This is a genomic window from Staphylococcus argensis, assembly GCF_002902305.1.
Classification (GTDB): Bacteria; Bacillota; Bacilli; order Staphylococcales; family Staphylococcaceae; genus Staphylococcus; species Staphylococcus argensis.
In genome coordinates, this window is sequence record NZ_PPPX01000011.1 from 105,429 (window position 1) to 119,787 (window position 14,359).

At 39.1% G+C, this 14,359-nt stretch carries 16 protein-coding genes; 9 read left to right on the forward strand and 7 right to left on the reverse strand.

Going from position 1 to position 14,359, the window contains the following annotated elements; genetic code table 11:
* Positions 1-220 precede the first annotated feature (220 nt).
* A complete protein-coding gene (locus CD039_RS07500) occupies positions 221-913 on the forward strand; it encodes a helix-turn-helix transcriptional regulator (RefSeq protein WP_103371788.1) in 693 nt (230 codons plus the stop codon).
* Positions 914-930: 17 nt separating this feature from the next.
* On the opposite strand, the gene CD039_RS07505 is transcribed toward CD039_RS07500, so the two are convergent.
* The gene (locus tag CD039_RS07505; RefSeq protein WP_103371789.1) at positions 931-1,659 is read right to left on the reverse strand and encodes a CPBP family intramembrane glutamic endopeptidase; all 729 of its coding nucleotides are present in this window, start codon (positions 1,657-1,659) and stop codon (positions 931-933) included.
* A gap of 169 nt (positions 1,660-1,828) precedes the next feature.
* On the opposite strand from CD039_RS07505, the gene CD039_RS07510 reads away from it, so the two are divergent.
* The 5 genes from CD039_RS07510 (at position 1,829) to CD039_RS07530 (ending at position 6,617) form a co-directional block, all read left to right on the forward strand.
* Positions 1,829-2,164: a hypothetical protein gene (locus CD039_RS07510; protein WP_103371790.1), complete on the forward strand. Its 336-nt coding sequence runs from the start codon at positions 1,829-1,831 to the stop codon at positions 2,162-2,164.
* Positions 2,165-2,304: 140 nt separating this feature from the next.
* Positions 2,305-3,354, forward strand: coding sequence for a MupG family TIM beta-alpha barrel fold protein (locus CD039_RS07515; protein ID WP_103371791.1), 1,050 nt, complete (start codon positions 2,305-2,307; stop codon positions 3,352-3,354).
* A 12-nt stretch (positions 3,355-3,366) separates the two neighbouring features.
* A complete protein-coding gene (murQ, locus tag CD039_RS07520; protein WP_103371792.1) occupies positions 3,367-4,251 on the forward strand; it encodes an N-acetylmuramic acid 6-phosphate etherase in 885 nt (294 codons plus the stop codon).
* 46 nt (positions 4,252-4,297) lie between these two features.
* Complete coding sequence (locus CD039_RS07525) at positions 4,298-5,740, forward strand: PTS transporter subunit EIIC (RefSeq protein WP_103371793.1); 1,443 nt, start codon at positions 4,298-4,300, stop codon at positions 5,738-5,740.
* Position 5,741: 1 nt separating this feature from the next.
* Complete coding sequence (locus CD039_RS07530; RefSeq protein ID WP_103371794.1) at positions 5,742-6,617, forward strand: MurR/RpiR family transcriptional regulator; 876 nt, start codon at positions 5,742-5,744, stop codon at positions 6,615-6,617.
* A 73-nt stretch (positions 6,618-6,690) separates the two neighbouring features.
* Here CD039_RS07530 and CD039_RS07535 read toward each other — a convergent pair whose 3' ends face one another.
* Entirely contained in the window at positions 6,691-8,079 is a 1,389-nt protein-coding gene (locus tag CD039_RS07535; RefSeq protein WP_103371795.1) for an amino acid permease, read from the reverse strand.
* 599 nt (positions 8,080-8,678) lie between these two features.
* Between CD039_RS07535 and CD039_RS07540 the strand changes: the two genes are divergently transcribed.
* Positions 8,679-9,035, forward strand: coding sequence for a hypothetical protein (locus CD039_RS07540; protein ID WP_103371796.1), 357 nt, complete (start codon positions 8,679-8,681; stop codon positions 9,033-9,035).
* The gene (locus CD039_RS07545; RefSeq protein WP_103371797.1) at positions 9,035-9,220 is read left to right on the forward strand and encodes a hypothetical protein; all 186 of its coding nucleotides are present in this window, start codon (positions 9,035-9,037) and stop codon (positions 9,218-9,220) included. Before CD039_RS07540 ends, CD039_RS07545 begins: the two co-directional genes overlap by 1 nt.
* 135 nt (positions 9,221-9,355) lie before the next feature.
* Here CD039_RS07545 and CD039_RS07550 read toward each other — a convergent pair whose 3' ends face one another.
* The 4 genes from CD039_RS07550 to CD039_RS07565 all read right to left on the reverse strand — a co-directional run bounded on the left by CD039_RS07550 (position 9,356) and on the right by CD039_RS07565 (position 12,124).
* The gene (locus CD039_RS07550) at positions 9,356-9,544 is read right to left on the reverse strand and encodes a hypothetical protein (protein ID WP_240595107.1); all 189 of its coding nucleotides are present in this window, start codon (positions 9,542-9,544) and stop codon (positions 9,356-9,358) included.
* A gap of 7 nt (positions 9,545-9,551) precedes the next feature.
* Complete coding sequence (locus tag CD039_RS07555) at positions 9,552-10,190, reverse strand: HAD family hydrolase (protein WP_103371799.1); 639 nt, start codon at positions 10,188-10,190, stop codon at positions 9,552-9,554.
* A gap of 15 nt (positions 10,191-10,205) precedes the next feature.
* Positions 10,206-11,135 (reverse strand): VOC family protein, encoded by a 930-nt coding sequence (locus CD039_RS07560; RefSeq protein ID WP_103371800.1) that lies wholly within the window; start codon positions 11,133-11,135, stop codon positions 10,206-10,208.
* 74 nt (positions 11,136-11,209) lie between these two features.
* Positions 11,210-12,124 (reverse strand): bile acid:sodium symporter family protein, encoded by a 915-nt coding sequence (locus CD039_RS07565; protein ID WP_103371801.1) that lies wholly within the window; start codon positions 12,122-12,124, stop codon positions 11,210-11,212.
* Between the two features lie 347 nt (positions 12,125-12,471).
* On the opposite strand from CD039_RS07565, the gene CD039_RS07570 reads away from it, so the two are divergent.
* The gene (locus CD039_RS07570; protein ID WP_103371802.1) at positions 12,472-12,999 is read left to right on the forward strand and encodes a hypothetical protein; all 528 of its coding nucleotides are present in this window, start codon (positions 12,472-12,474) and stop codon (positions 12,997-12,999) included.
* Between the two features lie 761 nt (positions 13,000-13,760).
* Here CD039_RS07570 and CD039_RS07575 read toward each other — a convergent pair.
* On the reverse strand, positions 13,761-14,270 hold the full coding sequence (locus CD039_RS07575; RefSeq protein WP_103371803.1) for an SRPBCC family protein: 510 nt from the start codon (positions 14,268-14,270) through the stop codon (positions 13,761-13,763).
* Positions 14,271-14,359: the final 89 nt, after the last annotated feature.

Here is a 14,359-nt window from a genome sequence, read left to right on the forward strand (position 1 = left end):
ACAAGAGATTGTAACTATTATATTATGTAATAGCCTACCCCTAAATCACCTTATTCGTTATCCCTTGTTACTACAACAACTATAACACATGTTTAATAATAATGTAAGCGTTTTCTTGAAATTTTTGTAATTTTTTTGTCAAAATATCGCTTAAATGTTGTCGTTACGCGTTTTATGCTATACTAAGTGTAAATAGTAAAGGTAACAGGAGGTGTCATCGATGAACAAACGTGAACGTCAGAATCGTATTATCGAACTCATTCAATCTAACAATCAAACGAGTGCTTCTAAGCTCGCGCAAACACTTAGCGTGTCTAAACGTACTATCTTACGTGATATGGCCGATCTTGAGAATCAAGGCGTGAAGATTGTAGCGAAACAAGGTGTACGTGGCGGTTATCAAATTACTGAAACGCACAATCAATACACAATGAATTTCACAGAAGATCAAATGATTGCCCTCTTCTTAACATTAAATGAAAGTCAATCTTATTCAACTTTACCTTTTAAAGAGGATATCAAAGCAATTATTAAGAAATGCTTAAATATCCCCTATACGAAATTAAGAAATACGCTGAAACGTCTCGACAACTATATTAAATTTGAAGATCATGACGAGGCGTTATTACCTCAATTCTTCACTGACATTCTCATTTATAGCGCTGAACGTAATGTGATGGCTGTTGAACATACGACGAGCGACTATGATGTGCAGACAGAGAATGTCATATTTATCGGTATGTTATGTCAGCATGGCACCTGGTATGCCATTATCTTTGAAATCGGCACTGGACAGACGACGATGTTGCCAGTGAGCGAAATTCAAGATATTGCCTACTCTTTCCAGAAGACCGTGCAGACCCACGATATTACAATGCATAACTTCGAGTCATTTTTAAAAGAAGTAGAGTAACGCAAGTCAATCACTATCTAATAAAATAACGAGATACACGTGAGGATAAAGGCTACAAAGTTATTGAGCATATGCATCGCTATAACAGGAAGTAAGCGTCGCCCTGTCTTCAAATACACAATGACGATGGCGGCACCCATAATGAGATAACCCCCATACTCGAACGGCGAACTCGTCGTATCGACATGAATCAATGCGAAGAGAAGTGCTGAAATTACACCCATAACTATGAAATTGAATTTCTTGCCTAATTCGCCGATAAGTAAGTGTCTAAAAGCGAGTTCTTCGACAATCGGTCCAACGATGACGGCGAGAATAAATGTAAACGGTAAGAATACTTTCTGTTTAAACAATTGATCGAGTGCTTGTTCGTTCTTCGTTTCAGAATAACCCCATCCATGTGGGAGATGTTGTATCAATTGATCATACAACATTGCTAGTAAGAACATTGCTACAAAGCCTATCAATACCCTTAGCCATTGACGTTTTAAAGTCTGCCAATTGTCACTGAAGATAGCTTGAAATTGATGAATATGTAAAAAGTAGTAACTCATAACGACGACCACATAAGCAAGGAGTTGTATTAGAGCAGTCATCATATCAATCGTGACACTGTCGCCTTTCCCTGTGATGAAACTATATACAACGCCTATGATAAAAAAGATAATAAACGACACGATAAATATAGGAATCAGTAAGAAATCGCGCCATTGAATATCTCGAAAGCGATACTTAGTATCAGGCATATCCCATCGCTCCTTTATCTTTATTGCTACGATATTTATGTGCTAATAACGCTTTTACCCTCTAAGATTTGAATCAACCGTAGAACCTAAATATCTCTGAACTACCTATTTAACTTATCACGAAATGACGCATCACGGAATAATACATCACGAACAGGACGGATTGACTATGAACTATCAAGAACTTCAACAGTTACATCACTGCGTACACGATATGGTACAACACATCGAACTTTACCATTATGCTATTCATGAAGATAGCAAGCACAAGGCGGCTTATCGTCAAAGGATTGTTGAGTATGTAGAAGCGGAGCGTGAACGACTCGAACACATGCCTCCCTCAACTTTGACTTTCTATCATCATAAATATCTCCACCATCTCAACTATCTTGCTGAACATCCTTTAGATGAGTTGCAAGCGGGCAATAAATCCGCGTACATCCTTGATACGCAACGTCAGTTTTTATCACTTTATCATCAGATTCATGAGTTATTATTTGAGTAGCCTATTCATCGTACGTTGCAGCACTGTCCAAACTACGCTATTTAATTGCGCATAACTTTATATGCATTATGTATAGAATTGTAAAGTCATACGAGTTATTGTAAAATGAAATCGATTACAAGTAAGGAGGAGGACTGCTTATGTCCGGCTTTTCAGTTTATTTGGGAGAAGAAGCTGATTGGTCTTATATTCAATCGATGATTCATCTCGGATACGATACACTTTTCACCTCATTGCAAATACCTGAAGAATCCGACGAGGTCAAGCTCCAATACTTCAAAGAACTATTACATCAACTTCAAGAGGCACCTGTGACACTCATCATCGATGCAAATCCTTCTTTACTGAATCACACCTTTTATCAGTTACTTTCTTTCTATTCAAATGGGAATGTGGTGATCCGTATTGATCACTCAACTTCAATAGATGTTATTAATCAACTTACTCAAGCAGGATTATCATGTTGTTTAAATGCGAGTACACTCACTGAAACGTTGTTAACTCAACTAAAGCAACAAGTCGATCATTTTCATAAAATCGTTTACTGTCACAACTATTATCCACGTCCAAATACCGGTCTGTCTCAATCTTTTGTTCAAGCGCAAAATACATTGATTCGTCATTATAATCCTGAAGCGATGATCTATGGGTTTATAAGTGGAACGAAGAAGCGAGGCCCATTGTATAAAGGTTTGCCAACGCTAGAGAATATGAGACATGCACATCCCATCTATAGTGCACAAATGCTGATTGACACTGGCGTCAATCATGTTATTGTGGGGGATATTCAACTTCAAAGAAAGTATGCACAACAACTCATTCAAGCTGTTGTAGAACGGCATTTTACCCTTAGATGCAAAGTGGCGAGTACGGATTTGCAAGTGCAGACTTTACTACAAATGACGCATCAAGTGAGAATTGATTCGCCTGAAAAGGTCTTTCGCTCTCACAATGCGCGTCAAAGCATTAACCAATCTATCCCTCCGGCTCATACAACGACACGAACACGTGGAATGATTACAGTAGATAACGAACGCAACGGACGCTACCAAGGTGAGTTACAACTCATTAAACAGCCTCTTCCTGCACACCCTAACGTGAATTGTATCGGAGAAATTATTGAGGAGGATATCGCTTTACTCGATTGTCTAAGTGGTAATGATACGTTCAGCTTTGAACTTAATACATAGGGAGATGAAATAATGAATCGAATGACTACTGAAACTCGTAATCCTAAGACGATACGTTTAGATGAAATGTCTATAGAGGAAGCATTGCGTACGATGAATGAGGAAGATCAACAGGTTCCTCGTGCCATCGCGCCTCATATTCCTCAACTCGCTCAAATCATTGAACGTATCATTCAACAGATGCAAGACGGTGGCCGCCTCATCTATATCGGTGCAGGAACGAGCGGTCGCTTAGGCGTACTTGATGCTGCGGAGTGCGTACCTACATTCAACGCAAGTCCTAACGAAGTCATTGGACTGATCGCTGGAGGACAACGTGCGATGACTGAAGCGGTAGAAGGTGCAGAAGATAGTAAAGAGATGGCTATTGAGGATTTGAAAGCCATTGAACTTTCTGCTCAAGATATCGTGATTGGTATTGCCGCAAGTGGTAAGACACCATATGTGCTAGGCGGTCTCAAATATGCCAATGAGATAGATGCTATGACTGTAGCTCTAAGTTGTAATCAAGAGACACCGATGAGTGAGGTCGCAGATTACCCACTTGAGATTCATGTAGGCCCTGAAGTCTTAACAGGTTCAACACGTTTAAAAGCAGGAACAGCGCAGAAACTCATGTTAAATATGATCTCTACCCTTTCAATGGTAGGTTTGGGAAAGGTCTATAGTAACTTGATGGTCGATTTACGCCCAACCAATCAAAAATTGATTCAACGTTCTATCGGTATTATTCAAGACATTTGCGATTTATCCGAAAGTGATGCCGCTTCACTATTTGAACAAGCACAACAGCAATTGAAAGTCGCTGTCGTCATGCATCTTGCGAACTGTTCACGTGAAAAAGCAGAAACGCGTTTACAGACAAACCAAGGGCAAATTAAGCGCGCAATTCAGTAGTCACCAGTACAAGATAACCATAATGATTTGAAGGAGGTCATTTCATATGGCGAATACCCAAGAATTAACCGATCAGATTGTGCAAGCAATCGGAGGTATAGAGAATGTAGACAATGTGATTAACTGTATGACACGCGTACGCGTTCAACTCCATTATAACGATCACGTTGATTTCGATGAATTAAAGGCCATCGATGGCGTGCTCGGAGTTGTACAAGATGAACGCTTACAAATTGTCGTAGGACCAGGTACCGCTTCAAAGGTTGCGAACTATATGGAAGAGTTACAACAATCTCATCCATCTACTCTGACTAATGATGACTTAGGCGGAACTGCCAAAGAACGTGCAGAAGCGCGTGCGCAAGAGAATAAACAGAACTATCAATCTCAACAGAAATCTGGTCCTTTCCAAAAGTTCTTTAAGACTATAGCAAACATCTTTATCCCGTTGATTCCTGCATTTATCGGTGCCGGACTTATCGGCGGTATCGGTGCAGTTATCGAGAATATGCTAACTGCTCATGTTATTTCTGGCGCTTTCTTCACTCAACTCGTAACGATCTTTGGTGTGATTAAAGACGGTATGTTAGCTTATCTTGCTATCTTTACAGGTATTAATGCCGCAAAAGAATTCGGTGCTACGCCAGGTCTAGGCGGTGTTATCGGGGGTACAACGTTACTCACAGGTTTAGGTGATGATAAAGCAATCACTAACCTCTTTACAGGTGAACACTTACAAGCAGGTCAAGGTGGTATTATTGGTGTCATCTTTGCAGTTTGGCTCTTAAGTTTAATAGAGAAGAGACTGCACAAAGTGATTCCTAACGAAGTCGATATTATCATTACACCAACAATTACTTTACTAATCATCGGCTTACTCACTGTATTTATCATTATGCCGCTCGCTGGTTTCGTATCTGATGGACTCGTCGGCGTAATTAATTGGATTATTAGTGTAGGAGGCATCTTTAGCGGCTTTATCATTGGCGCTTTCTTCCTACCATTGGTTATGTTAGGATTACATCATATATTTACACCTATTCATATTGAAATGATAAATAAAATGGGAGCAACTTATTTATTACCGATTGCTGCGATGGCAGGTGCAGGACAAGTAGGCGCTGCACTCGCTTTATGGGTGCGTTGCCGTAAGAACAAGACGTTACGCGATACGTTGAAAGGTGCTCTACCTGTAGGCATACTCGGTATTGGTGAACCTCTTATTTATGGGGTTACGCTTCCACTTGGTCGCCCATTCTTTACTGCATGCTTAGGTGGCGGTGTTGGTGGCGCTGTTATTGGTGGCATCGGTCACATTGGTGCTACTGCAGTAGGCCCTAGTGGATGGTCACTCCTACCACTCATTTCAGATCATATGTATTTAGGTTATATTGTAGGTCTCTTTGCTGCATATATCGGTGGCTTTGTATTCACATACTTATTTGGCACGACGAAAGCAATGAGAAACTCTGATACTTTAGGTGATTAATATGACCAACGTACTTTATAAGATAGAAGATGAATATACCCGATTGACTAAAAGCGAAAAGAAGATTGCAGATTACATCTTGAACCGACCTCACTATATCGTCAAAATGTCAGTACAAGAATTTGCGAAAGAGATTGGCACGAGCGCTGCTTCCATCGTGAGATTTAGTAAAAAAATGACGAGCGGTGGTTTCCAAGATTTAAAGTTAGAGCTCTCACGCTATTTGCCCGAAGATACAACAAACAATACACTGTTAGAACTCGTCGATCATGAATCTATAGCGAATATTTCATCAAAGTTACTTTCACGCGCAAAGGATACGCTTTATGACGTATCCGCGCACTTAGATGCACATACGATTGGTGCTATTTGTGATCAATTTAAACAAGCACGCACGATTTTCTTATTCGGTTATGGCGCATCTTATGTCATTGCCACAGATTTATTTCAGAAATTCTCACGTATCGGCTTAAATGTCCGTTTAATCACAGAAACACATCAGCTAACTTCGACCCTCGCAACGCATGATCAACGTGATTGCGTCGTGTTTATTACCAATCACGGTAGTCACAGTGAGTTACAAGCCATGGCAAAGGTAGCAACAGATTACAATATCTCTATCATTACGATTTCGAGCACGGCAGACAATCCTGTTGCTGAAATTTCAGATCACGTGTTGACTTATGGTCAAACAGACGAGAACGAATTACGCATGGCTGCGACAACTTCATTGTTTGCGCAACTCTTTACTGTTGATGTCTTATATTATCGCTATATCGCGCTCAACTACCAACATTCCTTGGATTCAATTACGCAGTCTAAGATGGCTTTAGACAATTATCGCAAACATATTTCAAATATTCATTTTAAACATTAATTCAGTCAAAAAGACTTAAGTTGAACTGTAACCGTCAACTTAAGTCTTTTTATTATTTATTCAATTAAGTAATTTAGAAGCGTTGTTTTTCTTCGCTCATTTTATGATAACCCTTAATGAAGTAATAAGCTGTCATAAATGCGAGGAAGACAACACCAATCAATAATGAAATAACTTGTTCTTTGTTGAACAACATACCAATCAACACAAGTATAAAAAAGATGATTGTAATAAATGTACCTACTGCGCCTCCTGGCATTTTAAAAGGATGGCCTTCAACTTGATCAGGATGTAGTTTTCTAAATCTCAAGTGACTAATCAAGATCATGAACCAAGGAATCATACCTGGTAAGATTGATGCACTGTAAACGTATACGAACACGTTATCAGCACCTGGAATCAATTTCGGTAAGATCACATTGAGTAATGCACCGACTAAGATACCGATTGCAATTGCAGCAACTGCAAAGACAGGTACACCGTTCTTCATCACTTTAGTAAATGACTTAGGCATTTGACCTTTCTCAGCAAGTGTGAAAATCATACGGCTTGCACTGAAAATACCTGAGTTACAGCCTGACATCGCTGCAGTAAGTACAACGAAGTTAATGAGTCCTGCTGCAAATGTAATGCCGACTTTCGCAAATGTTGCTACGAATGGACTACCGATATGACCTAATTGGTCCCAAGGATAAACAGTAACGATGACGAAGATAGCACCGATATAGAAGATTAAGATACGCCAAATAACACCGTTAACTGCTGATTTAATGTTCTTCTGAGGGTCTTTCGTTTCCCCTGCTGTGATCCCTATCAATTCAACACCTTGGTAAGATGCAACAACGATAGAAAGTGCGAAGAAGAAGCCAACCCAACCATGTGGCATAAATCCACCGTGTGACCAAAGATTAGATAATCCTGTCGCATGTCCTGTACCTAAACCGAAGAAGATTAGACCAAGACCTGCAATAATCATTAAGATGATTGTGACAACTTTAATCATCGCAAACCAGAATTCAAATTCACCAAATGCTTTTACTGAAACTAAGTTCGCTGCACAAAGTAATATTATAACAATGACACCTGGAATCCACTGTGGTAAATCAGGGAACCAATAGTTCATGTACTGTCCTACTGCGATAACTTCACTCATACCTACGACGATCCATTGGAAGATGTTACTCCACGCTGTGATGTAACCCGCCACAGGATGGATGTAATCACTCGCAAAGTGCGCGAATGAACCTGTCGTTGGATGTAAGTAAACCATCTCACCCATTGCACGCATGACTAAGAATAGGAACATACCTGCAATGAGATATGCAAAGATAACAGATGGTCCTGTCTTGTTAATCGTATCTGATGCCCCCATAAATAGTCCGACACCGATTGTACCTCCAAGTGCGATCATGCGCATTTGACGCGCAGTCAATCCCCTTTGTAACTGATTCTTCTCTGCCATAATTCAACCCCATCTCTTCCTAATTCGTTATTCTCGAATCTTAGATAAAGATTCTATCTATTCAGAAGATTGATTTGATTTAAAATACATGGCTATAAACGATCAATCTTTCTCAAACGTGAGTTGTTCGAACCGCCCCAGGAACTCACAGCTCAAGATGATGATTATCGGATGCATAGCCATCATTCATTAGTTGCCAAATCAATCTTAGAATGCACCCTTGTCCCAATTTAATTAAACGCTATTGACTCAGACACTATTATATTACATTTTATGTAAGAGCTTACATTCTTTTTATATATTCTATGTGATTTGTACGAAAAATGCAAAATAAATTTCAAAGAATCTTCACAATTTTAAGTCAATCACGTTCGCTCAATTTGATGCCTATGCGATTGTTAGCTTTTCTAACTTTTTTAAAATTGTAACTGTAAAAGATACGCAAGTCTTAGTAGTGTCTTTTTGAGAAATACAACGATACTTTCTGTATAGAATATGCTTATTCTATCATACTTTGAGATGAAATGGCAGAGGTCTAATAAATTTAATAGATATGATATAATTTGAGTAATTCAGTTAAAGGAGTTTCACGTATCATTATGAAACAAAATCTTAAATTACGTACGCTGATCATAGCAATCATCTTCGGCGTCCTTTTCTTCTTAATCAATATTTTTAGTAAACATGAAGCATCAACATTAGTGATTCTCGGCAAATCTGTACTCGCTGCACTCGTCTTTGCCTTGCTTTACTATACTCTGTTTGCACTGCTCAACACCCCTGAGCGTAAATTCAAATTCGGCGTGACAATTCCAATTGCGATGCTACTTGGCATCATCCTTGGTGCCATCGTTGCAACGATTAAGATCGGTATCATCGTCGGTTTGATTGTAGGGATTATTGCAGGTTATGTGTGGGAATTTATCGCTAAACAACGTGGAAATGGAGGCAAATAATGAAACTGATTATCGGAATTATTCTTCTCGTCATACTGCTCGGTAGTGCGTGGAACAACTACCGTGGTTTGAAACATGCTACAGCTCAAGGTGCGAATACGACACGTTATAAAATTATTCTAGGCGTCGACGTCATTTTATTCGTTCTCATATTATTAACGATTGTGCTACAACTCATGCACTAAACAAACTACAGGCGACGATCAACGCGACGACAGCTCACCTTTTACAACTACATAACGACAAAAAGACTTCAACACGTGATAATAGAGCATATGTCGAAATGCTCTCACGCTCGTTGAAGTCTTTGTTATGTGTCATCATGCGTAATGTGACAATATGAAGTAGTAGAAGAGTCCGGCGAGAATCAGATAAATCACTGTAGCTACGATAAAAGAGCGGAAATGGACACGCATAGGAATACGGCGATTAAACAGCGGTCCTAACACCAAATTGCCTATCGCAAAAATCAATGGTCCTCCGACAAAGAACAAGAGAATATAACCTATCATCGCGCTACTCCTTCGCAAAATAATGTTGAATAATGTCGTTCGCACTCATATCTTTACCTACGTAATTAAAGGAACTGAAATCATGAGCGACTGTCATCTGGTTCGTTTGCACAATCACATCTAATCCAGCCATCATAGCCGCTTCTGCACCATTCGTTGAATCTTCAATCGCCAGACAGTTCACAGGATTATAATTGAGTGCCTGAACGGCTCGTAAATACAACTCAGGGCTCGGCTTAACTTCATCGACATCCTCTTTACCGATAACCACTTCTATATAGTGTTCTAATCCTAGATGGTCGAATGCGGGTTGAATATCACGACGATAGCTACTTGTTGCAATGGCCATTGGAATATGACGTTGTTTCAATTGCTTCATCAAGGCGTGGATTTCTGGAAAGATTTCTAATTCTGTACTGCTTTCATGAACATCTTGATAAATGCGTGCAGTTCCCTCTTCTCCTACAACTTGATTTAAATAATCTTTCAATACCTCGTCGGAACCACCGATTGTTTGACGGTAGAATTCTGTAGTAATAGGTTCTGCTCCCACTTCGTTTAAATGACGATTGATTGTATCAAAAATATGTTGTTCTGTATCAATAATCGTGCCATCAAAGTCAAATATGACTGCTCTATACATAGTTAAACTCCTTACTTAATCTAAATCCTTTAAGTTTGTTTCTATCTCACTTCTATCTTGTTCTAGAAAGTCAGGTAAGTTAAGGTATCTTCCTAAGTCTTCTACTGCTGTATCAACTGTAAATCCAGGATCAGTTGTAGCAAACTCAAATAATATCGAGTTCTGACGATAATACAACGATTTAAAGAAATAGCGATCAATAATACCAGAATTATTATGTGGTAATTGATCAATCATGTGGTATATCTCTGCTAATGAATTAGCGTTTGGTGTAGCCAATGCAATATGATGCACGTAGCCTCGTCCTGGTTTCGTCATCGGGCCATCTTTCTGTAGTAATACAATATCACTATACAAGCCATCTGAATCCAAAGTATAAACGAGCGGATTTTGGCTTTTTAGCTTATACCCAAGCTGCGACTCCAAAAATTGACGAGTTGGATCTAACTTTTGCAGAGTGAGTTCGACAGGCCCCATTCCCATAATTTGGAACTCATTAGGCACCGTACTCTCACTATACGGTTGCCAAGCGTGTGGATAGTTATGCGCTCCATTCGCTACAAGGACAAGTGAGAGCCCATCTCTATCCTCAAAGTAGAGTGCAGACAAACCTAGGTACGTGTCACGTTGTGTTTCGACATCATAGGAGGCTAAACGTTCTTGATAGTAATCTAAACTTCGCTCATCATGCACGAGCAAACATAGACTAGAGATATAGTTTGTGGACTTTCGCATAGCACCCGCCATCGGTATTTCGAAAAATGTTAACAGCGTGCCAGGTTGTCCTGATTCATCTCCGTAGAACAGGTGATACATCTTCGGATTATCTTGATTCACTGTCTTCTCAACTAATTTCAATCCCAACACATCTGTATAGAATTGCTTATTCGCACGTGCATCTTTCGTATAAATTGAAATATGATGATGCCCCGTAAGTTTGACCATAGCACGACCTCCTGAAATACTTTTAAATAAGTGTAACATATGAGTTTAGAGATTGAATCTCGAACTAATTGATCCTACCGCTTCGACCAATATTTCGCGAGTATCGGTCCAGTGATATTGTGTATAAGACTGAAGATTGCCCCTGGTACTGCCGCTAGCGGAGTAAAATGAACTGTCGCTAACGACACGGCTAAACCTGAATTCTGCATTCCCACTTCAATAGATACTGCTTTCTTGTCTGGTCGGTCTAATCTCACAAGGTGACTGAGTACGTATCCTAAACCATAACCGATAACGTTATGTAGAATGACAACGCCGATGATAGGTAACCCTATTTGTAAGATTTGCGTTTTACTCCCACCAACTACCGAAGCGAGGATGAGTGAAATTGCAATAACGGAAACGATAGGTAAAGCAGTAGCTGCCTCTTTCGCAAAGCGATGGAACAACTTTTGTAATATAAACCCAACGATAATCGGAATGAGAATCACTTGAACGACTGACCATAACATGCTGAGGAAAGAAACCTGCAACCACTCATGTGCAAATAGATAAATAAGTGCTGGTGTTAGGATTGGCGCCAACAGAGTAGAAACGCTCGTTATTGCCACAGATAAAGCAACATTAGCGTTGGCAAGGTAACTCATAACATTGCTTGACGTGCCTCCAGGACAGCAACCTACAAGAATGACACCAATTGCGACCTCAGCTGGTAGATGAAATAATTTCGCGATAAGGTAAGCGGAAATAGGCATAATCGTATACTGTAGAATCACGCCGATGATGACAGAACGCGGTGCTTGAAAGACAATCTTGAAATCTTTAGGATCAATCGTCAATCCCATCCCTAACATGACGATACCGAGAAGATACGGTACATATCCTCCGAGTTGAGCTAAGGCCTGCGGAAAGATAAATCCAATTACCGCTGCCACTAACATCCATATTAAGAACGTATTCGTCGCAAACCGACTTGCTTTTGCTAACATAACTAACTCCCCTTTATGACTGATATAACATTGAATTTAACACATGTGCACACGAACGACAATATCGTTTTCTGAAAATTCTTTCCTTTAGCAATAAAAATACTTTTAACTTTACTCAAATTCTGTATATCAATTCTCTATATAACTCATTATTTATTTTAATCAAATTGTAACTTTTATTTAACTTCATCCTAAAGACTGAGTGCTATAATCATTAAAGAGTGGTACAATTTAGTATAAATCATAAGAGATAAACGATGCATTGCGCCGTTCCCAATGGAAATCATGTCTATTTAGAATGGCCAATTGAAATGATAGATATTCGCTTAGATGAGGAGGTCCCCCTTATGTTCTTGGATAAGACAGAAACGTTCGTTCTTAATTTGGACGGACTTCATAAACGTGGCGTACGCAAACGCTTAACTAAACTTTGTCGTCAAATTCAATTTTGCGACCCTTTTCAATTTAATATTATGAAAGATAATCAACAGTATGCCTTGGAAATTAATATTCCGAAGCGTCAACTTCCTTATGTGATCAGTTTCCTCAGTTTCCATAACTATGTGATTTATCAAATCGTCACAGCATCGGAGGGTATTGAGCTGCTAGACTCTAATCATATTATGCACTCATCTAAGCGGTTTGAGCTCAATGTGGATGGTATGCACGATGCGTTTGTGAAGGATAAGATTATTGATATTATGACGATGTTGGATAATACTGAGCATATTACGTATACGTTTACGAAGCATCGTATTGATGTGTGTTGTACGCCTGAGGTGTTCTCGAAGTTGATTTATCAGCTGGCTACGCATCATGTGGATGTGTTGAGTGCGACATATTGTCCGCGCGTGGCTGTGAAGAGAATTTCGTAGTGGATGTGTAGGTCTGCAGATATGGTAGCGTCTGTGGGCCTATTTTTTATGGGTAAAAGTTGTGTGGCTCTAATTAGTATTTGTAGTAACTTAGAATTTGTACTAATTTGTGTTCGGGTGAATATAATGTGTGGTACTAATTTGCAATACTGCGTATTGGGTGGGAGAAACGGCTCGCTTTCTTAGGTGGTCACGCTCAACTAAGTAATAACGCTTGTTGCGCGTTATTACTGGATTTTCGCTGTGCCCTTGATACCTCAAGAGTCTCGCCTGCTCCCACCTTTTACTTGTGTTGCAAGTATACTTCGTTAAGTAATATTTTTTCTAAATTCACAATCCTATTTAATTCATCTAATAATCTTATCTCTACACATTCTCTTCTTTTTTTATTTTAATTTAGGTGTTTCGAGGTATTATAGCGTATCTATTTAATATATAATTCTTGCTTCAGATTTATTTCATACTACTTTCTTTAATCATATTGCATGAGTTTAAAATATGTCATATCTACTCATCCTTCTCATACTTTCATTATTTAAATTTAAATTAGTTGTCTCGAGGAATTAGAGCGTATCTTTTCAATTTCTAAGTTCAAGTTCTAAGTGCATGGTTTTGTAACTAATTTTGATGTTTTTCAGCTTTTTTAAGATATATCGCAAAACTTAACGCTACCCTTATTACAAACACTTTTCAACTTTCCAACTAACGCAAAAAAACCAACCTATGACTTCCATTAATCATAGATTGGCTTCTCTAATATATTATTCTTCTTCAGATTCGTACTCAGCTAATACTTCGTGTAAACGGTCGAACATATTCTCAAAACCGTGTGCTGTTGAATCGTGGTATTCTTTCTTGAGTTGTTTGTATTCGAGTGTCGTTAAGCGACGTTCTTTCGGTACGTAGGCTGTGTAAGTAAAGATCATATGCGTCTTGCCTGGTTCACGTTCTAGGAATTCCACTGTGATATTATCTTCTGAATCACTAATATCAGGCATTCCAATTGTCATCTCAATCCAAGCGTTCTCTTTTAGAGCGACGTAGGAACCTACGACACGATTGGTTTTTCCTTTTCTGACATCTACCACTTCGTAGCGCCCTTCGACTTCAGGTTGCACTTCTAATTTCTTATTTGTACGTTCGGTTGTCATTAACCAGTGCTTTAAGAAATCTTTATCTATCCATGCTTGGTATACTAATGCTGGATCTACTTTAAATATACGTTCAATTTCAATTTCTACATATTCATTCTCAACGTTATACTGTGCCACTATTGTCACCCACCTTCCATCACAATCATTTTAACTTAATTTGCTTAGTAACAACAATTATCTAAGCTAGTTTCATAAATGTCTCAACT